This window comes from Paenibacillus marchantiae (assembly GCF_028771845.1).
Classification (GTDB): Bacteria; Bacillota; Bacilli; order Paenibacillales; family Paenibacillaceae; genus Paenibacillus; species Paenibacillus marchantiae.
Genome location: NZ_CP118270.1, coordinates 1,518,990 through 1,544,212, shown reverse-complemented (window position 1 = coordinate 1,544,212; position 25,223 = coordinate 1,518,990). Strand labels below are relative to the sequence as shown.

The 25,223-nt window shown below is 49.3% G+C and carries 19 protein-coding genes; 3 read left to right on the top strand and 16 right to left on the bottom strand.

The window, feature by feature from the left end:
* Nucleotides 1-198: 198 nt before the first annotated feature.
* Nucleotides 199-2,544 carry an Ig-like domain-containing protein gene (locus PTQ21_RS07100; protein WP_274569282.1) on the bottom strand — a complete coding sequence of 782 codons (2,346 nt, stop codon included), beginning with the start codon at nucleotides 2,542-2,544 and terminating at the stop codon, nucleotides 199-201.
* A gap of 236 nt (nucleotides 2,545-2,780) precedes the next feature.
* Between PTQ21_RS07100 and PTQ21_RS07095 the strand changes: the two genes are divergently transcribed.
* Nucleotides 2,781-3,401 (top strand): methyltransferase domain-containing protein, encoded by a 621-nt coding sequence (locus PTQ21_RS07095; RefSeq protein WP_090810093.1) that lies wholly within the window; start codon nucleotides 2,781-2,783, stop codon nucleotides 3,399-3,401.
* 155 nt (nucleotides 3,402-3,556) lie between these two features.
* Here the strand turns inward: PTQ21_RS07095 and PTQ21_RS07090 are convergent, their stop codons facing one another.
* The 8 genes from PTQ21_RS07090 to PTQ21_RS07055 all read right to left on the bottom strand — a co-directional run bounded on the left by PTQ21_RS07090 (nucleotide 3,557) and on the right by PTQ21_RS07055 (nucleotide 14,046).
* Nucleotides 3,557-4,693 (bottom strand): glycoside hydrolase family 88 protein, encoded by a 1,137-nt coding sequence (locus PTQ21_RS07090; RefSeq protein ID WP_274569281.1) that lies wholly within the window; start codon nucleotides 4,691-4,693, stop codon nucleotides 3,557-3,559.
* A 157-nt stretch (nucleotides 4,694-4,850) separates the two neighbouring features.
* The gene (locus PTQ21_RS07085; protein WP_274569280.1) at nucleotides 4,851-6,794 is read right to left on the bottom strand and encodes a glycosyl hydrolase; all 1,944 of its coding nucleotides are present in this window, start codon (nucleotides 6,792-6,794) and stop codon (nucleotides 4,851-4,853) included.
* Between the two features lie 19 nt (nucleotides 6,795-6,813).
* On the bottom strand, nucleotides 6,814-8,832 hold the full coding sequence (locus PTQ21_RS07080; RefSeq protein WP_274569279.1) for a heparinase II/III domain-containing protein: 2,019 nt from the start codon (nucleotides 8,830-8,832) through the stop codon (nucleotides 6,814-6,816).
* Between the two features lie 211 nt (nucleotides 8,833-9,043).
* Nucleotides 9,044-9,700 (bottom strand): SGNH/GDSL hydrolase family protein, encoded by a 657-nt coding sequence (locus tag PTQ21_RS07075; RefSeq protein WP_090810392.1) that lies wholly within the window; start codon nucleotides 9,698-9,700, stop codon nucleotides 9,044-9,046.
* A 196-nt stretch (nucleotides 9,701-9,896) separates the two neighbouring features.
* Nucleotides 9,897-10,700 (bottom strand): NAD-dependent epimerase/dehydratase family protein, encoded by an 804-nt coding sequence (locus PTQ21_RS07070; RefSeq protein WP_274569278.1) that lies wholly within the window; start codon nucleotides 10,698-10,700, stop codon nucleotides 9,897-9,899.
* Nucleotides 10,701-10,792: 92 nt separating this feature from the next.
* A complete protein-coding gene (locus tag PTQ21_RS07065) occupies nucleotides 10,793-11,122 on the bottom strand; it encodes an AzlD domain-containing protein (protein WP_072734985.1) in 330 nt (109 codons plus the stop codon).
* Nucleotides 11,113-11,787 carry an AzlC family ABC transporter permease gene (locus tag PTQ21_RS07060; RefSeq protein WP_274570459.1) on the bottom strand — a complete coding sequence of 225 codons (675 nt, stop codon included), beginning with the start codon at nucleotides 11,785-11,787 and terminating at the stop codon, nucleotides 11,113-11,115. The genes PTQ21_RS07065 and PTQ21_RS07060 overlap by 10 nt, the downstream gene beginning before the upstream one ends.
* Nucleotides 11,788-12,072: 285 nt before the next feature.
* Complete coding sequence (locus PTQ21_RS07055; protein WP_274569277.1) at nucleotides 12,073-14,046, bottom strand: methyl-accepting chemotaxis protein; 1,974 nt, start codon at nucleotides 14,044-14,046, stop codon at nucleotides 12,073-12,075.
* 309 nt (nucleotides 14,047-14,355) lie between these two features.
* Between PTQ21_RS07055 and PTQ21_RS07050 the strand changes: the two genes are divergently transcribed.
* The gene (locus PTQ21_RS07050) at nucleotides 14,356-15,711 is read left to right on the top strand and encodes a serine hydrolase domain-containing protein (RefSeq protein ID WP_274569276.1); all 1,356 of its coding nucleotides are present in this window, start codon (nucleotides 14,356-14,358) and stop codon (nucleotides 15,709-15,711) included.
* Nucleotides 15,712-15,831: 120 nt separating this feature from the next.
* Here PTQ21_RS07050 and nagZ read toward each other — a convergent pair whose 3' ends face one another.
* The 7 genes from nagZ to PTQ21_RS07015 form a co-directional block, all read right to left on the bottom strand.
* Complete coding sequence (gene nagZ, locus PTQ21_RS07045) at nucleotides 15,832-17,523, bottom strand: beta-N-acetylhexosaminidase (RefSeq protein ID WP_274569275.1); 1,692 nt, start codon at nucleotides 17,521-17,523, stop codon at nucleotides 15,832-15,834.
* A gap of 69 nt (nucleotides 17,524-17,592) precedes the next feature.
* Entirely contained in the window at nucleotides 17,593-18,759 is a 1,167-nt protein-coding gene (locus PTQ21_RS07040) for an exo-beta-N-acetylmuramidase NamZ family protein (protein ID WP_274569274.1), read from the bottom strand.
* On the bottom strand, nucleotides 18,759-19,469 hold the full coding sequence (locus tag PTQ21_RS07035; RefSeq protein WP_064642815.1) for a hypothetical protein: 711 nt from the start codon (nucleotides 19,467-19,469) through the stop codon (nucleotides 18,759-18,761). The genes PTQ21_RS07040 and PTQ21_RS07035 overlap by 1 nt, the downstream gene beginning before the upstream one ends.
* A 30-nt stretch (nucleotides 19,470-19,499) precedes the next feature.
* Nucleotides 19,500-20,609 (bottom strand): ABC transporter ATP-binding protein, encoded by a 1,110-nt coding sequence (locus PTQ21_RS07030; RefSeq protein ID WP_072734987.1) that lies wholly within the window; start codon nucleotides 20,607-20,609, stop codon nucleotides 19,500-19,502.
* Between the two features lie 49 nt (nucleotides 20,610-20,658).
* Nucleotides 20,659-21,492, bottom strand: a complete 834-nt coding sequence (locus PTQ21_RS07025; RefSeq protein ID WP_062322342.1) for a carbohydrate ABC transporter permease — start codon at nucleotides 21,490-21,492, stop codon at nucleotides 20,659-20,661.
* A 64-nt stretch (nucleotides 21,493-21,556) separates the two neighbouring features.
* The gene (locus PTQ21_RS07020) at nucleotides 21,557-22,480 is read right to left on the bottom strand and encodes a carbohydrate ABC transporter permease (RefSeq protein WP_063568019.1); all 924 of its coding nucleotides are present in this window, start codon (nucleotides 22,478-22,480) and stop codon (nucleotides 21,557-21,559) included.
* Nucleotides 22,481-22,535: 55 nt separating this feature from the next.
* Nucleotides 22,536-23,888 carry an ABC transporter substrate-binding protein gene (locus PTQ21_RS07015; RefSeq protein WP_072734989.1) on the bottom strand — a complete coding sequence of 451 codons (1,353 nt, stop codon included), beginning with the start codon at nucleotides 23,886-23,888 and terminating at the stop codon, nucleotides 22,536-22,538.
* Between the two features lie 361 nt (nucleotides 23,889-24,249).
* On the opposite strand from PTQ21_RS07015, the gene PTQ21_RS07010 reads away from it, so the two are divergent.
* A complete protein-coding gene (locus PTQ21_RS07010; protein WP_274569268.1) occupies nucleotides 24,250-25,212 on the top strand; it encodes an N-acetylglucosamine kinase in 963 nt (320 codons plus the stop codon).
* The last annotated feature ends 11 nt before the right edge of the window (nucleotides 25,213-25,223 follow it).

The window sequence follows — 25,223 nt, the reverse complement described above, 5'->3', positions numbered from 1 at the left end:
TTGATTATTTAGATTCGGGGAACGTCTTGGAACATTGTGTTTTTATATCCAGTATGGATATATGCACAAGTGCCGGGGCGTTTCTTTTTTGTATTGTTAGTTCTTTTGTGTTTTTCCCATTAAAAAACGGTGATGCCAGCATTTAAGCTGTCATCACCGTACATAAAATTGCTTGTTTTACCTTCGTACTTGAAGATATTATTTCGCTTCAACGACTACAGTTACTTTGGTTTTCACACCTGCGTAAGTTACAGTAATGGTTGCCTTACCCTTGCCATTGGCCTGGATTATTCCATCCTTCACCGATGCTGTCGCTATACGGGAAGATTTCCACAGTGCCGGCTTGGATACGTTCGCTTCGCTGCCATCGGCATACGTTGCTGTAGCAACCAGAGTTGCTTTGTCACCAGGCTTCATGGTCAGGGTTACTTTATCGGTTTGCAAATATTTCAGTGTATCTACATCGACTGCAATGGTTACCGTCTTGCTGCCGTACTTCGCTGTAATTTTTGCTTTACCTGAACCTGTCGCTTTTACTTTACCTTTGGTTACCTGAGCTACTTTGTAGCTGTTGGTTTTCCATTCCGCTTTGTCCGTGACATCACGCTCACTGCCATCGCTCAGATATGCGGTAACCGTAAGATCTGCGGAATCACCGGTTTTCAGGGAAAGAGCCGGTTCGGATGCTTCAATGCGTGAAATAACGTCCACTTCAACCTGAATGGTCACTTTGTTGGAACCATATTCAGCCGTGATATTGGCTTTACCGCTGCTGTTCGCAGTGATAACCCCTTTTTTCACGTCGGCTACGCGGGAATTGCTTGATTTCCATGTTGCATCGGATGACACGTCCTTGGTCAAGCCATCTTCATCCGTTGCTGTGAGTACGATTTGCTGTGTTTCCTTGGAGGACAACACCACAAAGTTCACATCTGCCTCCAGCCCACTAGCCATGCCTACTTCAACAGGCAAAGTTAACGTTTTACCTTCAATTTTGGCTGTGATGGTTACTTTACCTGTTACAATACCCGTCACGACACCTTTACTGTCCACTTCAGCGAGTTTCTCACTGCTGCTGCTCCAATCCGCATCTTCGGACACGTCTTTGGATGTATCACCGTATACGGCCAATACTTTCACAGATAATGTACCACCAATGGCTACAGAACCTTTTTTCTTGTCCATTTCATACTTGTCTGGAACGTCTACATTCACTGTGAATTTAACGGTTTTGCCGCCGTATGCCGCAGTGATGGTCGCTGTTCCAGATTTATAGGCGATCAGCTCGCCGCCAGATACATATACAACATCCGCATTGCTGGATGTCCAAGTTGCTTTGGAAGTTACGTTTTCTGTACTTGCATCAATATATTCTGCATTGGCTACCAGTTTCTTGGTTTTGTTATCACCTGTAACACTCATAGCCAGTTTATCTTCGACACCCGCAATATCCAGATATCTTGCTGTATCAACGTCAACCGTGATTTCCACTGTTTTGCCGCTATACGTTGCCTTAATTGTCGTAGAACCCGCACCAATGGCTGTAACTTGTCCCTTGAATACCGTCGCTACCTTCTCGTTGCTGGATGTCCATGTCGCTTGATCCGTTACATTTACATCAGCGCTATTCGGGTAAGAGGCAGTCAATACTACATTTGCCGTTTTATTGGACTCGCTCAAACGGAAGAAAATGCTCTGTTTCTCCACACTCAGTTTGCTTGTCAGATCAACATCCACATCTACGGATACGGATTTCGTTCCGTATTTGGCTGTAATCTTAGCAGAACCTGCGGAGTATCCTGTAATTTCACCTTTTAATACATCTGCTACTTTTTCATTACTTGACGTCCACTCTGCCAGATCCGTTACATCTTTGGTTGTGCCATCTGGATAGGTGGCTGTCAATTTTACAGTTTCGCTTTTGTTCAAGAGCAGATTGACCTGCTTCTTGTCCACATCCACACGTTTAACAACCTCAACATTAACATCCACAGTCACGCTTTGACTGCCGACTTTACCTGTGATGACAGCTGTACCGGCGCTTTGTCCAGTAACTTTACCATTCACAACCGTTGCCACTTTCTCGTCATCGGATGACCATTCAGCTACTTTGGATGCATCTGCATTCGTCGTATTATCACTGTAAGTTGCTGTCAAAATAATGTCTTTGCTATCCCCTGTGCGCAAGTCCAGGGACTGCACGTTTTTGGAAAGGGCTTTAACCTTTTTGGTTACATTCACCTGAACCGTTTGACTCTGAGACAGATACGACGTTGTAATGGTTGCCGTACCTTCCTTTTTGGCAGTAATGGCACCATTATATACAGTCGCTATCGAAGTATCACTGCTACTCCAGGAAGAACTGATGGTTACGTTAGCCGATGTATTGTCGGTATATACTCCTGTCACCGTAACCGAACTGGAATCACCCACTTCGAGCGACAGCTCATTTTTGGAAACTACAATTTTGGACAGTTCTTTATCTGCCGCAGCGGCCAAGCCTACGTTGGAAATACTCAGCACCAATACCAGCATCATCACCATGTACTTGGTCAATCTTGGCTTTAACATCATTTCCCCCCGATTCTTTTCATTTTGTTCCTTAGTTTAATGTCGGCAAGTTCTTTCCAGATGTTTAGACTTTCAGGGAATTTTCAGGGGATTTCGTGGAATTCATTCATCCGAACTATCGATTTCCAATTGATTCATACCTGCAAATATTACGCATAACCTATGTATAGTCACTATTTTGAATTCATTTATATGATCGGGGGAGAAACATGAGTCAGCCTTTTGACTACAAAGGATATTGGGAACAAACGTATAGCTCAGGCGAGACATCCGGAAGGGGTTCGTATGGCGTACTGGCTGAATTCAAGGCAGAGGTCGTAAATGGACTGATTCAGCGTGAGGGTATTTCCAGCGTCATTGAATTTGGATGCGGGGATGGCAATCAACTGCAATATATGAACTATAATACGTATCTAGGTGTCGATGTAGCCGGCTCGTCGGTGCGTCTATGCGCCTCCAAGTTTGCTAACGATACCTCCAAGAGTTTCATGTTATATACACCAGGTCTGTGGATTAACCGCGGTTTCCTTCAAGCTGATCTCACCGTGTGTCTGGATGTGCTCTATCATATTACGGATGAAACGGATTTTCGCAATACACTCTACGACATTCTGCACTCTTCGTCAGGGTGGGTTGTGTTGTACACTCGTTTGAAAGAAAACGGTAATCCAGGAGTTAGCACCATTCAGGACCGAAATATTTTTGACTATCTGTTCGACTATCCCGAATTCAAAGTACATGAAATTATTCCTCAGCGATATCCCGACCAGTCCTCGGCCGACTTTGTCATCTTAAGACGCACACCCGGCATCGAAAATAAATCGGTCTGAGACCAAGGGTGTGCTCCGCCTCCAAGACAGGAATACCCTTTCCCACTAGGAGGCAGGCACACTCGAACGGCTGTATGGTGGGTCGCCTACTCATGCAACTCACGCATACTCGCCGCTTGAAGTGTGACATTCCTGATTCCCTGATTCTCGTTTCTCTAAAATAAACCCGGGCGGCCACGCAGCTTCGCCAGCGCCTCCATATAGAAATAATCGCCGTATATAATCGGCACATTCAAGCCACGACCCTCTGGATAATGCACCGTGCCCTGCATAATTAGACCTTCTTCCGCTGCCGTCTCACCGGAGCTGTAGTTCTCATGCAGCCCGCGGAGGATACGCTCTGCCGCGGCTGCATATTCCTCGCCGCGCGGCGACAGCTTCGCCAGCTCCAACAGGCCGCTTGCGGCAATCGCCGAAGCGGACGAGTCCCACGCCACCTGATGCTCGGCAGGTGCGCGGAAATCCCACACCGGCACGATCTCTTCGCCAAGCATGGCGAGGAAGAAATCGGCCGCCCGCTCCGCTGTCTCCAGATAGCGGGCTTCGCCCGTATACCGGAAAGACAGCGCAAACCCGTGCAACGACCAGGCGGTACCCCGCGCCCAGGCGGAACCTGGCGCATGGCCCTGCCCGCCATGCTCCTGCAGCTTCTGCCCCGTGAGTGGATCGAACTCCACCACATGGCAGATGGACCCGTCAGCGCGGACGAATTCGCGCGCCACGGTGTCCGCATGCGCTTCCGCCAGGCAGCGGAAGCGTGGGTCGCCGCTCTGCTCGGAAGCCCAGTAGAGCAGCGGCAGGTTCATCATGCTGTCAATGATGGCTACGCCGCGCGTATCCATGGTTGACGAGCTGAAGTTCCAGGCGCGGATGAATTCACCGCGCACGTTAAAGCGGGCAGCGAGCAGATTGGCGGCGAGCATTCCTCGCCGCCGGCCATCTGCGCTGCCGGTCTGGCGGTAGTTGGCTACGCCACTAAGCAGCCAGATGAACCCGAGATCGTGATCCACCGATTCGGGATCACGCAGACAACCTTCCAATTGCCGCTCACAACTTTCGGCAATGCGGGATAACGGAGCGACAGCTTCGTCTTCCGGCGACTCGCCATAGACAAGCCATAACAACCCCGGCCAGAAGCCGGCGGTCCACCATTCGGGATCATTCCGGTCATATATGCCCTGCGGGGCAGTGTGCGGAAATGTATCCTTGATGCGCTTCGCGTTGCGAATCGTTTTGGCCGCTCCTTGCCGCCATGCTTCCTCCAGCCATTTCACGGATGTTGATGTATTCATAAACCTATGCCTCCTCTAATCGATACCTACCTCTTTTTATTACATCCAGCTCTAACACAACACATCTTCCGTAGCTCTTCCCCAATATCATTGCGATATATCTCCAATTAAGAATCCATGCCCACGCATCTGACCTGATATAGATATCGGAACAGACTCATGTCACTACACCCAATCTGATCGTAAACGTTATAATTCGCACGCCGCTCACTTCCATTCGTGCTTCCTTCAGCAGCCCATTGCGTGATGCCACCGGCTGTGGTTTGAGCTGAATGATGGCTCCTTCATCCAGCACAGTGGATTCCACATAAGCTCCCCGGTACTCGCTGCGCACAGCCTGCTTGGAATGAGTGATGACAGCCTGCTCGCGGCCGTCACTGAACATCAATGGAATGAGTGCTCCGACAGCCTCAAGCTCACCGTCGAATTCATATGTCACAGTAAGTAAATCAGCCTGCTGTACATAACGGGTGCGCAGTGAATCGAGTCCGATTAGTGGGCCGAGCCATGTCACTGTAAATGCATTGGCCTGTTCCTGATGCTTCCCGTCATTTTCCTCTGGGGAGGCTGAATCATCTCGGACCTCTCGATCTACCGTTTCAAGCAAAATCGAACCTCCGCCATCGGCAGGATTAATCCCGGCATCCCGGTCATAATCAGCACCTGACGGAATGCCCTCGGCAAGACTGTGCCAGTTCCCATCTGCCGTCTTCCAGACAGGACAATAGCTCAGCGGACTAACTTCCCCTTCCGCAAACTCTGTGAATCCAGATTGCGCATGTCCAGCAGCGGATGGACCGATCAGCCCTGACAATCCCGCCTGTTGTATGCGCACGAGACCGGGAACCGTGTATGGATCATTCATAGCTGTATGCAGAATCATTTGTTGACCTGGTACCGAGGCAATGATCGTTTCAAACCATCCATCGGTCTGCAACACCCGGTTGCCTAACTCGGAAGGAAGGTATATTTCCGTTACATCTTCACCAGGATCGCTAAGGCAGGCATGGGCCAGCGCTGCTGCCGTCCACAGATTATAACCCGTATGATTCGTATAGATTTCGTAGCCATGACGTGCATCAGGCGCATACTCGTTCCGAACAATTTTCAGACGCCCATCTTCCATCTTCCAACGCTCCACAGCTTCGAAACACCGATTGGCCGCACGAGCGAACGCTCCAGCCATCACCCGATCTCCAGTCTGTAAAGCCTGTGTTGCATGGACAGAACATACGTAGGCTGCAGCCGCTTCATTCCATTGATGTTGGGAGCTGCGTCCACGCGGAGGAATCTCCCCCAGCGGTGACAGTGTAAGCAGTGTACTGAATGCACCATGACGTAATTGTTCCTTTAACTCACCAGCGCAGGCCCCCTCATAACCCGCTTCAAGCATGACATCCAGATGATAGCGCGTTGCAATATCATAGGAAAATGGACAATTGGGTCGATCCAGCGGCCCGTCCTGATATAGTCCAAGCGCCGTAAATCGTGGCAGATGATACAGATTCAGATAACGGTCCATCCAATCCGTACCCTCACTGGCGAGATGTTCCCTCAAGCGCAGATATTCTCCCGAGATCATGATGGCGTTCCAGTTAATCATGCGATTGGGATTGTTCATTTTTCTCATTGTAAAAACATAATCTTGTTCTGGCTGTATCTTCTTAAGAGCCTCTGCCCAGACCTTTGCTTGCTCAGGCATATGCGGCTTCAACAGGATGTAAGCTCTCATCATCAACACGGGGAAAAAGTCCGGGTGATGATCCGGTGCACAACCCTTCACAACAACATCTATACTGTGTGACAGGGCCGATGCGGCCGAAGCAAGCAGGTCCATATGTCCCGCTTGAACAAGAACCGATGCAGCCATTGCATATGCTGGTGTGGAATAATATCGCTCGGCCTCCGAGAACGGATCAATAATGGCGCCACTACTGTCCTGGTAAGGTGTATAAGCCCGAACAACACTCTCCACAAGGGCCAATTTGCGAGCCTGATTCCAACCATCTGATGGGGCAGGCCCCGCCTTTTCCGCCAGTGTACGATAATTTTCGAGAGCATCTCTCCATGGATACGTTGATGCGGCTGTATACTTACTCACGTATGCTCACCTCCATCTTTCACTTTGGTTCAATCGTGAATTTCAGCTCACACATCGTCTCCAGCAGATCGGTTTCATCACTTCCCGCACTGGAGTTATCCGACTGCTCTCGCCATTCAAGTGATGTCCGATAGAATGTAACTGGCACATTGTCATGATCCACCGTATTAATGATCTCTATGTCAGCCTGCCATTGGTTTGCATCATACGTCATACAGACCGTTGCTCGTTCGCCATGCCATTGAATCTGCCCCTCATGTACGATCTCAGGTACCTTTCTGCTCATAAACCGTTCCGTCACATTCGACCGATTCAATTCGCCCACCGAATTTAACGTGCTTGATGAAGACGCCGCTCTGTTTTTCCATTGAAATCGATCCTTCAGACGCAGTTCTGCTACGCTCCCGGCATCATTAGCAGAACCGCTCCAATGCAGCTGGCGTGTATAACGAGCGAGCGAAGTTGCTTCAGGATAAGCTGCTGTCAGTTCCAAGCAGGCATCCAGTGTACGGTCATCGTCCGAAACCGTCGCCTCAAGAATCTGTGCTTGCGCCTCGCGCCCTGAGCTCTGCTCCTTCCCCTCAATCCGCGGCACGCTATGCCCGGCCGAACTAATGTGGAACAACCGCTCTCTGCCCGGAGCAAAATAGGCTTGTGTATACAGCCCTGCTCCCGGATCACAAAGAATGTTTTCGCCACCACAATGAATCATAAATTGCCCCAGATCATTATGGTTATGGGGTTCATCGTTATGCCCCGCCTTGACGGAAAAAGCAACAGCGAGAGGTTTATCTCCGGTAAGTTCAGCGCTTGGAGAATCAAGTGCTCCCTTCGCAATCATCCAGCCTAAATCTTCCAAAATAATCCCTCGTTCCGCCGGAACACCCCCCGCTTCTTGCAGGTACATTGCCGGACTGCTCCACATCACGTTGCGCAGCAGGTGAGCCCAACGATGACAGGGATCATCGGTAAACAAAGGAATATGAAACGGCAGATCGATCTGTATACCGAAACGAGATGCCAGAAGTGAAAGCAAGCCCGAAGGAATCTCTTGCTGCTCCGCACTATCCGAATAATTCACGAAGGTTCCCCCCGACAGATGAACCCGCAGTGGGAAGGCTGCTATCGCCGCTATCTTTGAACCATTCAGCAGATCCAACTCACCTTTACTGTATTCGCGTAGCATGTCGGCATAATAGACGAAATAGCCGAACCCATACACCCAGTAACCAATGCCTTCTGCACAGCCACCATCCATGCCATATCCACTCAGAAATGCCTGCATGGATCGAATCGCCTGACCAACCGATTCCGTCAGAATCGCTTCTTCCTCCAGCAGTAATAGTCCAGCCATGCCACAGCATCCGCTGCACACAGCAGACCAGTTATGCTCTGCATCTTGCCAGTGATAGGTACGTTGTTCCCGATAGAGCGGTGTGAAGATGCGCCGCTCGGCCTCAGCCCTAATCCGCTGGATGATACGTGCGTCCAATCGATCCGCGTGAATCGTCACGATTTCGGCCAGCATATGTACCGTCTCCGCGGCAAACAGATCAATATTACCGTTGACCTGTTCCACTCCCCCCGAACCCAAATGTGCAGGCAAACACCATGTATACTCACCACACACATCCCACAACATATCTTCCAATGTCTCTATCCATCTCGGCGCATTCGAATCCACTGCAAGCAGCGCTATTGCCGCCAGATTTCCCCTGCGTTCAAAGTACGCATCCTCATACAACTTTCGTTCCCCTATATCCCCAAACTTCCGATAAAGACCGAATGACAGCGAAGGCAAGCTTTCGTTCAGAGCACGTTCCCCATAGCTGCTCAGATCTGTGTAAAAAGAAGCTAGCTCTGGTTGCAATAATGCCTTTCCAATGGCATTGATAGAGCAGATTGAGGGTGCTGCTGAAGCAAGCAGAAGCTGCTGACTCCTATTTCTGTCTCGTACCATCCGATGTACTGCCTGCTGAATGACCGTAGAATCCGGGATGCAGATGGAGCTGACTTTACTTTGATTGGTGTTTTCCATTGAATTCACCCTAATCTATATGGAATACGAAACCTTCATTATATGTAACCGATTTCATTTTACCGGATAATGCTGTACATTTGAAGAGTTATCCATCATATCCAACCAAATTAACCACAGAATTCCTGTCCCAATATAAAAAAACGAAGAACCCCTCAGGGTTCCTCGTTGCATTCAGCTTTTTAGCTCAAACTGGATATTTCTAATTCTATTAACCAATCGCAAGTGGAGAATTCTGTACAACGGACAGCCATTGACGGGCAATCAGCTCATGACCCGCTGCGGTTGGATGCACACCATCCCATAACCAGTAGGCTGCGTCAGCTTGTTCGAGAGCATCGTTGAACGTTTGCTGCAAAGGTACCCAGACCGCCCCGAACTCACTTGCGAGTTCACGGACCAGATTTTGATACTGCCCGATACGCGCCTGCCAAGTATCCCAAAGCTCCACTGTAGCTCCCGTTTTAAGAATGAACGGCTCCATTAAAATCAGCCCGGTATTCGGCATTACTTCCCGTGTTTCCTCCAGCAAATGACGATATGCACGTCCAAGACGATCCGTCACTCCACTAGGTTCGCCATTCATGGTACGCCATGCATCATTAACACCAATTAGAATGCTAATCAGATCCGGCTTCAGACTAAAGGTATCCTCGTTCCAACGTGCATAAAGATCAGAAGCGCGGTCCCCGCTAATTCCTCTGTTGTAGAACGTTGGCTGTTTGGCTGCCAGTTCCACACCCAGTTTGCTTGAGATCAGATAAGCATAGCCATGCCCGAGAAAATGATTCGGATCGTCATTGCGCGATCTTCCGCCGTCTGTAATGGAATCTCCCTGAAAAAGTATAACGGATGAATGTGTACTCATAATCAAAACCGTTCCTTCCTGTATGTAAAATGAAAACCTCAACCCTGCAGTCTCCATTTTATCCCTTTCGGACGCAATAGAAAATAGCGTTTTCAGAACGGTACTTTTCAGTTAACTCTCCGCATTGTACTTCCTACAAAGTCACCCGTAGTTCTCCACGTCTTGAGACGTTGCAGGTCTTTAAGATTTCAGGATTTCAGGATTTCGGGTCCTTCGCGACATATCCTCCGCCCTGATATTCCGTCTCATCCTGCTTATCCGGCGTTCCCTTACGTTTCGCTTCTTCCCATAGCTCTGCTGCATCGTCCTCCGGGCGGTACCCAATCATCTGTTCCAGATATCCAATATCATAATAATTGTCCGTATTCGCTGAAGTTCCATATAGATTAACGTATTTCATGCTCGAATCCGCCTCAATGCAGCACTCGGCAAGCTGTACCATATCTCTTGGTGATATCCAAATGTGTGCGGAACGCTCAGAATGCGGATGTGCATCGCCCGAGAAGTTGCCAATTCGAATATTGAATGACGACAAATCATATTTATCCACGTAATATCTGCCAAGCAGCTCTATATAACATTTACTGAGCCCATAGAGACTATCTGGCCGATATGGATCATCCACTTCGATATCCTCACCTGTTGGATAAAATCCTGTCGCATGATTTGAACTCGCAAAAATAACCCGCTGTACACCGTTCAACCGTGCAGCTTCATACACATGGTAGGCCCCTGTAACGTTGATTGGCAGGACTTTGCCCAGAAAGTCTTCTTCATCCTTGGCCCATGCAATATGCAGCACCGTCTGAACACCCTGCATCAGCTCTTTCAGTCGTTCTCCGTCAGTCACATCCATCGCTACAATTCCTGCTTGAGGATCATCATGAAGATCGGCAGCCACAATGTCATACTTGCCCTTTCCCCTCAGTCCCTCCAGCAGACTGCGACCAATGATTCCCGCTGCTCCCGTAATCAATATTCTGTGCTTCGAGTTGCTCATGGATTTAGCTCCCTTCGCTCTATTACGATCCTATAGAACATTATTAACCGTTAGAGCGAAGGATTTACCTGATCCAATAAAGGCCCCGTATATTATCCCATCAAGTACCGCAAAATCATCATTGCAACAATACCGACAAGTACGGTTCCGAGCAGACTTCGTGTCCAGATGGCTACAGCAATCGTAGGCAGTGCTGCCCACAAAGCTGGATTATGTGTAATCGGCAACAACTGGTTGTCCGCCATAAACAGTTCCTGACCAATCAGTGCCGCCATGACCGCCACGGGTACATATTCAAGCCAGCGTAACAGCCACATCGGAATCTGTATTTTACTGAACAGCATGAGCGGCAATACGCGCGGGATGAACGTTAACAAAGCCGAACCCATTATAATCCAGAATACATCCCATCTTACTTCCATCGTTCCATCACTACTCCCATCGTTGCCGCAATGACCGCAGCCACAATGACACTCATGCTGCCAAGTGAAGCCATGCTGGCGAAGATTACACAGACAACGGCGATGATCGCCACATTGATGTGTAATTTTTTATTTTTGCGCTGCATCAGCTGAAGCACAACCAGACCAATAAACATTGCAGGCAGGGCAAAATCAAGTCCGAGCCGCTCGGGATTGGTTATCCAGCGTCCAAAGTAAGCCCCCGCCATATTCGCCACAAACCAATTCAGGTATGCTGTAATGTTCAGACCGTGCATCCAGCGCTCACTCAACGTTTTCCGGCCAATCGCTCGCGTCATCGCCACGCCAAAGGACTCGTCGGTAAGCAGCGAGCCGATCCACATATTTTTAAGCGGCGTCAGATGACGAAAGTACGGTGATACGGCTGCACTCAGCAGCAGATGGCGAAGATTCACGAAGAATATGGTGAAAATGATAGCAGTCGCTGAACCACTCGAGGCAAGCATGCCTGCGGCAATAAACTGAGCCGATCCAGCGTATACAATCAGACTGAGCAGAGCCGTTTCCGCCAAACTTAAGCCTGCCGTTATTTCAATGACACCTGCTGCAAACCCAATACTTAAATATCCAAGCAGTGTTGGAATACAGTCCTTAACCCCTTGCATAAATGAAGCATCATCCAACACCTCTTCGGTATTTGCGGGCCCGGATGTCAGTGGTATGGATTTATCCAAATCCGGTTCATCCCCTCTCCATGTCATCCACATCTTGCGGATTACTTTTAATTTAGAAATATATCACAGGATAAGACATTCAGGGAGAGACAGATTCACTTTTACAGAACAGATCCGTTCCGAGCGTTCATAAACCATTGATTAACGATAAATCACCAACGAGAAAAAGACTGAAGGGTTTCACCCCCACAGTCTCCTTCGAGAAATGCTATTGAACTATAACTTGAATTTCTCAATCAGGCTTTGCAGATCTTCAGCCATGCGAGACAATGCCGCAGAAGAAGCTGCAACCTCTTCCATCGTAGCCAGCTGCTCCTGCGCAGCAGCTGAACCATCTTCGGTTCCTGAGGCAATTTGATTGGATAATTCAATGGTGGCGTTCACTTCCTTGGACACATGACTCATGCCTCCATCAATCTGACGGGAAGCTGCCGACACTTCTCCAGCTTGTGCAGCAACCAACTGCACGGCGCTACGGATATTTTGGAAGGCCTCTCCCGCCTCCGTAATCATTTGCGTACCTTTAATCATGCCTTCTCCTGTACGGGCAAAGGTAGACTGTACCGCATTCGTTTTCTCTTGCATCTCACGCATAAGTTCATTAATACGTTCAGCTGCACTGCCCGAATTGTTGGCTAGCGATTTTACTTCATTGGCAACGACAGCAAAGCCTCGACCTTGTTCACCTGCTCTTGAAGCTTCAATGGATGCGTTCAAGGCAAGGATATTGGTCTGTTTGGCGATGTTGGTAATCTCGGCCACAATCTCAACAATCTCTTCATTTTTCGCTCGAAGATCCTGAATGACAGCAGCCATGGCCTCACTCTCATTATTCACCTTCTGAATATGAGCAACCGCCTCTTCCACCGTAACCATACCCGCTTCGGACTTAGTAGATGCTTCTACAGCTATACGAGCCGTGTCTTCAGCACTCGATGAGATTTCTTTGACACCTATAGACATTTCACCGACGAGTTGGCCCGTTGCAGCAAGGCTGGCGTTTTGTTTGTTCGTTCCTGCCGCTGCATCCTGCATCAATTCGGCAACCTGTTCCGTTGCTCTGGATGTCTGTTCAGAACTCGCCATCAGCTCCTCAGAGGATGCCGCTAGCTGGCTTGATGTATCATGCACTTCGCCAAGAACGTTACGTAGCGAAGATGTCATGGTATCGAAGCTTGCCCCGAGTTGTCCAAACTCGTCACGGCGCTGTAAACCTACACGAACTGTCAGATCACCCGCGCTTACTTTGGATGCTGCTTGCGTTAGTTGCAACAATGGACGGTGTATACTGCGAATAATGAACACAAGCAGAATAATACCAATAATCAACGAGGTCCCTACCAGAGTGTAGGCACGAATCAAGATCGGTCTTACCGCATCTGCTGCTTCAGAAGGAACCATCTCACCGACAATTTTCCAGCCTGTTTCTGGATTCGTATAGAATACGGCTTCCAATTCTTGTCCATCATACGTGTACTTTACAGTTCCTTGATCTTTTTTATACATCTCATTAATGTAGCTCTCATTGGACTGCACACCGGATTCGATATTGTAATGGAACAGGAACTTCCCGCCGTTATCCAGCATATACAGTTTTCCCTTTTCACCAATATGTATCTTATCAACGGAATCTTTCAAATAATTGAGACTTACATTGGCTCCAATTACCCCTTTACCATCGGCCAGCTTGGCAGCTGCGGTGACAACCCATTCACCCGTGGTTACCGACTGGAACGTGTCCGAGATAATTGGTTCATCCTGTGACATACCCATCGTATACCAGCTGCGTTCCCGTGGATCGTAGATTTGTTGTCCGGGGTCAGGGGATTTCATCCAGCTGCCATCTTCAGCACCTGCTGTTATTACACCCAGTTCTTTGTGAGCTTTGGACATACGATCCATTTGTCTCTGAACAGCTGGTGATTTATTGATAATATCTGTTGAAGTAATACCCGCTGCAAACTGCGCTGCGTTATCCTTCTCCATATCCAGCATTTGAGTAATCTGCAGACTGAGCATTTCCGTTTTGGCCTGTGCAGAAAGAATGATTTCTTCCCTGACCTGGTCTGCTGCTTTTAAATAAGACAACCATCCCACGCTAATGCTCGGTACAATCAAGAACAAGAGCAACGAAGCGATCAGACGTTTCTTAACCGTTAATGTAAACCAATTGCGAATCCTTTTCTTCATTTAAATATCCCCCATCATCATCTTCACCCCTTTTTTATCGGACAAACGTAGTAAAAATATTATGTATGGATACTAAAATGAATCGAAATTGCATTATTTTTGTTAGGGAAATAGAAAATGATGCTCACGCCTCGTTTTGACCCTCTCTGCGAGATCGTTTACAATATCTCATAAGCTGGTTATCCATGAAACGATTGGAAGGAGAGGATTCGAATCTTACGCAAGTCACATGTGCAACAACCTGTTACCAGATTATATTCATCCATGTTACGTATTCTGTTAGCCCTCATCCTTTGTGCAGGCCCTATTATGGGACAAGCCAGTTTCACGGCATCCGCGGCACAAGAGACGCAAACAGTTCACATTGAAGTGAATGGTCAAGAGCAATCGTGGAAAAATGCACCCCTTGTATACAAAGGTACAACGTATGTTCCATTGCGAGATGTGGTTACCTCTGTAAATGGCACCTTGAAGTGGGAAGCTCGTACCAAAACGGCTACGATTACCGTTGGTCGAGACAAGCTCTTTCACCAAGCTGGCAGTGACTTCATTCAAGTTAATCACGTTCGCCTGTCCTCCGGTGTGCAATCCCGCACCATTAACGGCACCCTGATGTTACCTGTCCGCGCGCTTGCCAATGCTCTCAAGGCAGATATTAAAGTGCAACGTACAGCCTCAGGGCAGATGAGTGTTAATATCCAGACGGACAAAGTGAGCCTATTAAATAGTCAAGTCGCTAGTGTAGACAGCTATTTGCGCGAAATTGATTTTCCAGGCATGGCTCTGATTGCCCGCAATGGCGAAGTGCTGCTTCGCCAAGGCTACGGACTAGCGGATGAACAGACGCTGAATCGTCCAGATCAGAAGACCAGAATTGCCTCTCTGAGCAAATCCTTCACCGCAGCCTCCATTCTCAGCTTGGTGGAAAAAGGGAAGCTCGATGTGCAAGATCCAATATCCAAGTACATCTCCGGTATACCAAAGGGAGATCAGATCACGCTCCATATGCTGTTATCCCAAACTTCAGGTATTCCATCCGCCTTTGGCCGGGGTGAAGGCACTTCATTGGAAGAAACGGTAGAGGAAATCCGGCACAAAACATTAAAATTCGAACCGGGTAGTGCCTATTTATACAGTAACAGTGGTTATGTTCTGCTGGCCTATGTTATTGAACAGGTATCTGGCATGAGTTATGCCGATTATGTAGAACAAACCATTCTGAAGCCACTCGGCATGAAGAACTCCGGAGAAGCTTCACGCAAGGTCCATACGACCAGCGGGTTTGTTTCGGAGAATAAGCAGTGGGTACCTGCCCCTTATTATGTTTCACAATCAGGTTCAGGGACGATCTACTCCACGGTGGATGATTTGCTGAAGTGGGATCGGGCACTGTACACGGACAAAATTCTAAGCCAGGATACGATTGAACAGATGTATGAGCCGTATTCGGATAAAAATTATGGCTACGCCTGGATTCTTAAGGAAAGCGATCAGAATCGTACCGTGTTCCATAACGGTAGCGGCGGTGGTTTTGCCACAGCGTTCTCACGCAATTTAACAGATGATGTTACCATTATTCTGCTCGGCAATCATGCGGGCATGGATATGACTTCGCTTATGGATAAAGTCGAGGCTAAGACAGCTCAGGCACTGAATCTGCAATAATTTTGCAATTATCCATTAGATATAGCAGAAGGGACGGTCCATTATAGGATCGTCCCTTCTGCTATATTGGTCTTCATATTCCGAATCAAACTTTCGCTTCGTTCGTCATTTAACGCCTGTCTACTTAATGGATACAGGAAGTTTCCCGGCAAAAGGAATATGCCCCATCAGCGCCCGAGCGGCGCTATCCATGGCAAGCGGCCTACTCTCGTAAGCTGCCACATACACCTGAACCTCCGGGATTGCAAGCAGATCATAGGGACTGCGGAGCGCCACAACAGCGAGCGGTTTGCCCAATTGCTGCAGCCAGCCGATCAACCTGCACTGCGGATCACCAGAGGCACTGCCTGCATTATACGTCCCCACCACAATCTGGCGAACGTCATCCTCTTCGGCAGCTTGAAGCAGACGGGCAGAACGAATGGCAACCTCCTCTGGCGTGACTGTTACTTCGAACACATCCAGACCGCAGTGCGACAAAGCCGAACCTAGAGTAACCGCCTGAGTCAGCTGTTCGTCGGCAATCGTTGTCACAGATGTAGCAACCGTTATGACCAGTGTACGTTCCGGCTTCAAAGGCAGCATGTTCAGTTGGTCACGCACCAGCGTGATGCTGTTCTCACTGATTCGTCGAGCCACCTCTTGGTGTAACGGTTGGTTGCGCTCTTGGAGCTTCGATGAAGCTGAATCGGTTAATACCTCAGCGGAGAGTGAAGTCGACACAGAATCGTGTACTTCATCATTACCTGTGCCTGTGCCCGTTCCCTTCTCCATCAGGCCTCGTTTGGCCTTGTACTTCAGCAACCGGGTTACAGATTCGTCTATGCGGGCCTCGCTGATTCGCCCGCTCTGCACGGCTGCCAGCAGCGCTTCAAACGCCCCTGCCTGAAGATGAGCTGTGTGGCTGATCAACACCAGATCTGCGCCGGCCTCTACCGCCATCACAGCTGCATCGACAGTACCATAGTTGGCAGCAATTGCGTCCATCTCCATACAATCGGTTACAATCATGCCGTCATATCCCAGTTCCTGACGAAGCAATCCACTTAACACGGCTCGCGATAGTGTCACAGGCAGACGCTCCGGTTCCAGAGCCGGAAAATAAATATGTGCCGACATCATCGCATCAACACCTGCCGCTATGGCAGCCCGGAACGGAATCAGCTCCACACGGTCTACCCGTTCCCGATCATGGGTGATGACCGGGAGATCCAGGTGCGAATCGGTATCCGTATCCCCGTGTCCCGGGAAATGTTTGGCTGTCGCTGAAATGCCAGCATCTTGGACTCCCGCAATGCTCCTGGCCCCATACGCTGCCACGGACTGCGGTGATTCCCCAAATGAACGCACACCAATTACCGGATTGGCGGCGTTATTATTTACATCAAGAACCGGAGCAAAGTTCATGTTAATTCCCATCGATCTAAGCTCCACCCCACTGATATAGGCTGCCTGGTATGCATCCTCGATGGAACCTGCTGCCGCAATCGCCATCTGTCCCGGCATCAGGGTGATCCCTTCGGTAATCCGGGCAACCATACCGCCCTCCTGATCAATGGATATCCAAAGCGGTACATTACCGCTATCGACAGCAATCCGTTGCAGCCCCGACGATAACCGCTCTACCTGCTCCGGCGACTCGACGTTGCGCGCAAAATAGATTACGCCGCCAATGGGATACTTTCGCAGAAAAGCATCCACATCACCGGCAGCCTCAGTGCCATGAAATCCACAAAGCAGCATTTGTCCAATTTTCTCACGCAGGGTCATCTGTTTCAGCTTCACCGGGTATATCTCTTTTGGCTCACTCATTCCATGCCTCCTCCCCATGACAAACATCATCCGTACATTACGCGACATTCTATTGATGAATTCCATACTTTATGGGTATAGCAAAAACGGCTTACGCCGTTCCTTCCATTCCTTTGCCTCTGCATTCCATGCTTCCATCAAGCGTACTAACTCTTCACGGTCATGAATGACATCCCTGACTTTCCTGCCTCCGGTCAACAGATCAATAAAATAACGGGAACCCGGCTGTGGCGGCTCCAACCAGCGAAATTGCTCCGGATAGAGCGATGCCAGTTCATGCAAAAGCACCAGACCTGTATCTACCGCCCGGAATGCCCTGCTATCTGTCACGAAAATCCTCACACCTCCGCACAGCTCACCTGCATGTTTGGAGAAGCTTGGCGACATGTACACCGGATGCACATGCACCCCCTCCATTTTATGTTCCCGAAAGCGTTCCGCCAGTCGTTCACCCTCAATCCAGGGGGCTCCAATCCACTCAAATGGGCGAGTCGTGCCCCTGCCCTCTGATACATTGGTGCCTTCGAACAGGCAAGTACCCGCATACACCCGCACACTGTCCAGCGTGGGCATATTGGGAGAGGGCAGCATCCAAGGAAGCTCACAATTCGTAAACTCCATGGAGCGCCGCCATCCTTCCATTGCTATCACATCCAGTTCGCAGGGCACCTCCATCTCACTGTTGACCAACAGAGCCAATTCACCGACCGTCAGTCCGGTGCGGACAGGAACACGCCAAGCGCCAACGAGTGATTCATACCCCGCGCTTAGCAGGCCGCCTTCCACACTATCCCCGCCCAGCGGATTGGGACGGTCCAGCACCAACAAGCGTTTGCCTGCTTCGGCACAGGCCTCCATCATGTGGAACAGAGTGGATGCATACGTGTAATAACGAACGCCCACATCCTGGATATCAAACAGCACCGTATCCACCTCAGCCAGCATCGCAGGCGTAGGCTTCTTGTGTTCCCCATAAAGGCTGAACACAGGGATGCCCAGACATGGGTGCACCGTATCCCCGAATCGAATACCAGCTTGAAGCTCACCATCCAGACCGTGCTCACACGCATAAAGCGCTGTAAGCTTGGCATCTGTCAACCCGGCACAAACATCCACCGTAGAGACAAAGTCGGCCGTAATACCAGTGGGGTTCGTCATCAGGCCAATACGCGTATCCGTTAACCATGGGTGGGAGAATCCTCCCGACAGAAGATCAACTCCAGTTCTTACACCCATCACACATTCCCCTGGCTTATCCACCCCGTATGTTGGTGGTCATTGCCGCCAGATGTGACAGGTTCCTCTTCAGGTTCAAGCACATTAAGGGCGACCTTATGCTGATAGATGGCAAACATGCCCGCGAACAGCGCTCCGAAGCCAACAACCGTCAGCATTAGCAAAGCCGTCAGACACAGCGCCTGAAAACAGGCTCCCATCGTGTACCCCGGATGACGGAAGAATAGCTTCACACTTTCCCCCATCGCCTGAATGATGCCCATGTTTTTTTGCAAAACAAGCTGCCAGGTATAGAATTGCGACATCAGCGCCATGAGGACGAAGAACGTTTGGAACATGCTCACCGCTGTGCCTGTAATCCCGCCCTGTCCGCCGTAATACCACCAGGTTGACCAGAGAATAAAGCCAAGCACGGCGAAAAGCACACCTACTGCCCCTCCCGGGATGAATCCCTTCATCGTACCGTTCCAGATATCCTTAAGACCATTGCGGCGTTCCTTGCGTTCCAGCCTGTGATGCACGGCATAACTGACACCGAACAGGATTGGCATATAAATCACGGCCAAAAGCAGCACCGCGATTGGCAGCGGAGCAAACATCAGAATGGGTACCAGCACGATGGAGCTGACAACACTGTACAGGGCCACCGGAATAATATCCCGATAGATTTCCGCCCCCGACTTGACCAACACTTCACTCAGCTTACGCATCCCCACACTCCCTTTCTTGCAGCTCGTTTCTTATTCCCGTCCAATCGCCAGTTCCGTCTCTGGGTCAAAAAAGTGCGCCTTACGCAGGTCCAGTACAAAATTCTTGTCCATTCCTACATAAGCATGTGTTTCCGGGTGAACCTTGGCCGTAACGGTACGGGCACCCGAATGGAAATACACCAGATTCTCGGAGCCCAGATGCTCTACAACCTGAACCCGCGCCTGCAGCATATGATCTGTCGGGATATTCGGAGCGACATCGTCACCAAAAATATGCTCTGGACGCAGACCCATAATCACCGGTTTGCCTTGATAGCTCTGAAGACGAGCGAGTACATCTTCTGGCAAGGTGAATGATGCACCGTCCACAACAACCTGCGTGCCTTCAATCCGGGCATCAATGAAATTCATCGCCGGGGAACCGATAAATCCGGCAACAAACATATTACGTGGACTCGCATACAATTCTTTCGGTGAAGCCACCTGCTGGATATCTCCATGATTCATGACCACGATTCGCTCCCCAAGTGTCATGGCCTCCACCTGATCATGCGTGACGTATACAATTGTGGCGCCGAGCCGCTTATGCAGTTCGCCCAATTCCACCCGCATCTGCACCCGCAGCTTCGCATCCAGATTGGAGAGCGGCTCATCGAACAGAAACACCTGCGGATCACGGACGATCGCACGTCCTACCGCCACACGCTGGCGCTGACCACCGGACAGCTCGCGCGGTTTGCGCTCCAGCATCGCCTCCAGCCCCAGAATGGCGGCCGCATTCTGTACCTGTTCATCAATATAGGATTTTGGTTTCTTGAGATTTTTCAGACCAAAGGACAGATTTTCACGTATCGTCATATGCGGATAAAGTGCATAATCCTGAAATACCATCGCGATATCGCGATCCTTCGGATGCAGGTCGTTCACGACCCGTTCCCCGATGACAATATCGCCACTCGTCTGTTTTTCCAGTCCCGCAATCATCCGCAGTGATGTCGTCTTGCCACAGCCCGAAGGACCCACAAAAACCACGAATTCCTTATCCTCTATAACAAAGTCCGAGCCGGCCACAGCCGTGAACGTTCCTTTATGATCGTCTTTGAATTCTTTGCGCACTTGGCGAAACTCCACGCGTGCCATAGGTAGATCCCCCTTTACGTTGTCGCTTGTCCTGAACTAACAGTTCACCTTAACCTTTTACTGCACCGATCGTAATGCCCTGTAGGAAATAACGTTGCAGTGAGAAAAACAGAATGATCATCGGCAGCGCACCAATTGTTGCCCCTGCCATCATTGCGCCGAAATCCGTTGATTCGGCAAATACGAACGAAGCCAGCCCCACCTGAACGGTGCGCATCTCGTTGGAGTTAGTGATCAGGAATGGCCAGAAGAATTCATTCCACGAAGCTACAAACGTGAAAATCGCCAGCACCGCGATCCCTGGCTTCGCCATCGGCAGAATCACTTTCCAGAAGATGCCGAACTCACTGCATGCATCAATACGTGCCGCATGAATCAGTGATGTGGGCAGCGTTGACATGAACTGTTTCATCAAGAAAATGTTGCCCACACTGACCGCAGCAGGCAGAATAATGGCCGTATACGTATCCCCCAGGTCAAACACGTTGACCATCAGAATATACAAGGGAATCAGGGTCACCTGTGCCGGAATCATCATCGTGCCCAGCAAGGTCCAGAATACCGCCTGACTTCCCGGGAATTTCAGTTTGGCGAACGCATATCCCGCCAGGGAGGCGAAGAACACATTCGTCACGGTTAGAATGACCGAGATGAGCAGCGAGTTGTACAGCCAGCGCCAGGCATCAGTTTTGGCAAAAAAGCGCTCATATGGTGATAACGACAGCTGCTCCGGGATCATCTGCGGTTTGAAGGAAGCCGACATCGCACTATCCTGCACCGAACCGACTAGCATCCAGTACATCGGAATGACCGTCACCAGTGCCCAGACCACCAGCAGAATGGATGCAACGACAAGCAGTGTCTTTTTCTGTGTTGATTTCATGGATTTCATTCACCCCCGGATGCTTAATGCAACATGCTCTAATAGTACGTGTTTTGAACTACCTCTAATACTCAATATCGCTGGAGAAATATTTGAACTGGATGACGGAGATGACAATAATGATAATCGCCAGAACGAACGACTGTGCAGAAGCCAATCCGAACTCATAGAACTTGAATGCCGTCTCATAGATCAGATAAGCGATCGTTGTTGTCGCAAAGTTCGGTCCACCCTGTGTCATCAGATATACCGAAATGAACACCTGGAAAGACGTGATCACACCTGTCACGAGCAGATACAGCGTCGTTGGTTTGAGGAGCGGCCATGTAATCTTGCTGAACTGGGTCCAGCCGCTGGCATGATCAATATCCGCCGCTTCGTACAGCGATTTCGGAATACCGCCCATGGCTGCCAGATACAGAATAATGCCCGCTCCGTGCGATCCGAGCCAGTTCATCAGAATGAGTGAAAAGAGTGCCGTTCCCGATTGGCCCAGCCAGATCACCGGATCAAGGCCTAACAGGCCAAGGAAGCGGTTCAGCAGTCCCGAATCTGTCGGGTCAAAGATCGCCAGCCATACGATGGAGATGGTTACTCCGGATGCTACCGCAGGCAGGTACAATGTTGCTTTGAAGAACGTCTGCCACTTGCTTTTCATCTGGTAGATGAAGTAGGACAGTACAAAAGTAATGAGAATATTGACCGGTACCGTACCTACAGTAAAGATGAGTGTATTTTTAATCGACTTCCAGAACGTCTCATCTTTCACCAGTCGCTCGTAGTTATCCAATCCAACCCACGTCGAGTTCATAATGTTGTATTTCTGGAAGCTCATCACGAGAGCCGTCAGAACGGGATATAGTGTGAAAATGAGAAACAGCAGGACAGGCGCCAAAATAAACAAATACGCCCACCCGTAGTCTCGCCAAAACCGGGCAACCCGGGAAGTCCGGGGCACAGACGGTTTTGGCGCAAGGGCGGTCTGCATGGCGAATCCTCCTCTCCTAATCAGTGTGGTTTTGCGTTATGTTGTATGGTCCGAGTTATTGTCCAAACATCTGCTGGCCTTTGTTCTTGAAGTCTTCTGCGATCTGCTCCGGTGTCTTCTCACCCGAGAACAGCGCCTGAATGTTAGGCTTCACAACTTGTTCCTTGAATTGTTTTTGCTGTGATGCTTTGTCGATATCCAGTTCCAGTACAACCGGCATAGCGATATTCTCTGCCATGACTTTTGCAGCAGCCAGATTATCCGGTTGACCAAGTTCTTTTCCTTTAAACAGATCCACCTGGGATTGTCTTACGAATGGGAGTGCCAATTCATTGGCCGAGTTCCCTGCTTTGGCACCACTGAGTGCCTCCATAACCAGGAACGTATTTTTAGCATGCTGTTCACCTTTGTCCTTCTTCTGTTTGAAGGCTACATACCCTTCGCCACCCATCGTTGTTGCCGCAGGTTGATCATCATTATGCGGTACAGGCAGCAGGACAAAATCAATTTTCTCCCCTTGTACCTTGCCGTCATCAATATCCTTGTTGCGGTTCTGAATCATCACATCATAATAAGGAATCGCTTTGGAGATGATCGCCGTTTCACCCGCGTAGAACATATCCGTCCGTTTTGCTGGAGCAAGAGCAGCCGTTTCCTTCGGCATATAACCTTGATCCATCAGATTTTTGATAAAAGAGAGAGTATCCAGAATGCGGCCATCATTCCATTGGAACGTGCCAGCTTTATCGAGAACGTCAATCATGCCGTTGTTTCGGGACAACATTTCAATGAAATCAAGCGAGGTTCCGTCGGTAACCAGTGCATATTGTTTAGCCCCACCATCCAGCGTTTTGGTCAGCTTGGCTGCGGCAGCGTTGAATTCGGACCAGGTCCAGCCATTTTGCTGAATGGATTTCCAGTCAATACCCGCTTCCTCGAGAATGCGTTTGTTGCCACCCCATGCCCATTGGAATTGATACAACGGCATTCCGTACTGTTTCCCTTGGATCTGGCCTAATTCAAGCGTACCTGGCAGATAGTCATCCTTGATCTCAGGTGTCAGGTAGTTGTCCAGCTCAAGTGCCAATCCCGTATTCACATATGTGCCATCTACACTATGAAAGTAAAGATCCGGCGGGTTGCCCGCGTTTAGAGCGACATCAAATTTTTTGGGCCCTTCCGCCCAGGAGAGCATTTCCGTCTTCACGGTAATGTTCGGGTGTTCTTTATTGAAATCAACGATCAGATCCTTCAGTTCATCTTCATATGTCCCATGTACTGGATAAGTCCATACGGTCACCGTATCTTCTGCATTGGGATCATCTGAAGCAGCGCCCCCGCTATTCCCGCAGGCAGTAACCCAGACCATCATCAACAACATTGCCCATACCAGACCCTTCTTTTTCATCCCTTCATCTCCTTCGCGTGTCGTCTCCCGATAATTGCATTGCCTAACCATGCTACCCCTTTTGAAATCATCCATCCTTAAACGACTTAACAGATTATTGAGCGTGGCAGTAAGGAAAATGCACCTCCCTTATGGATTAGACCTGAACGTACGCAGGATTAATCTCTTAAATGCAATATTAACGTCAACTTAGTTAACATTAACAGTATTAATTCCTTCCAAAATTGTAGATTGAGTTCATTATATGAGCTATGAAATAAAAATTCAACATTATTTTTTATTATAAAATTTAATTTTACTTTTTCATTTTATGCCTCTATACTATGTAAAAAGAAAACTCAAGCAATCGAGGTGAGCCACTTTGCGAGTATATGTAGGCGTAGATGGAGGCGGTACCAATACTGATGCAGCAATCATTTCTGAGTTTGGCGAAATTCTCGCCCGGCTCAGCGGCGGTCCCACAAATCCTCACAGCGTACCACTGGAACAGGCCCTTTCCGAACTGCAACGAGTGCTGGAACAGCTATTTAATCTAAAAAGTGATTTATCGACAAATTGTGAAGGTATATGCCTCGGCATGTCAGGTGTAGATACGATCCAAGAACGGCAACTTATAGCCGACGCAGTTAATAACTATATGAAGAGTCGGAATCGACAGGGATCAGAAGGGTGTCCAGTCTGGGTTGTATCCGAAGGAGAGATTGCTCTGATGGCCTCTCTCGGACATACTCACGGTGTATTGTGCATCTCTGGAACAGGATCCATCGTGTACGGATTTACGCTGGAAGGAGAGCGATACCGTGCAGGAGGCTGGGGTCATCTGCTCGGAGATGAGGGGAGCGGCTATCGTATTGGGCAGCGTGCACTCCAAGTGGTAATGCAGAGCTATGACGGTGTTCTTCCTCCAACCCGTTTAACCCCCCTTCTTCTAAAGAAACTGAACCTTCGGGATATATCGGAGTTAAAGGCACGGGTGTACCAGACGGATTGGGGCAAAACCGAGACCGCATCCATCGCCCGTCTGGCTATAGAGGCTGCTGAATCCGGGGATGAGGCCGCCCGGGCACTGATCATCGATGAGGCCGCACAATTGGCGGATACCGCCAAGGCGCTGATTGCCCGTCATCCCGAATTTGCATCCACTCAGGTTGTCCTGTCTGGATCATTGTTTCGATACGCTGCACTTTTCCGAACTACATTTATCCAGAAGTTATCGGGATATTATGAAGAGTTGGACTTTGTATATCGTGAAGATGCCCCTGCTCCAGCGATTGGTGCAGCACAACTGGCAAGAAGACGCTGTTCCTTGAATGAATCATTTTAAAAGAGAGAAGG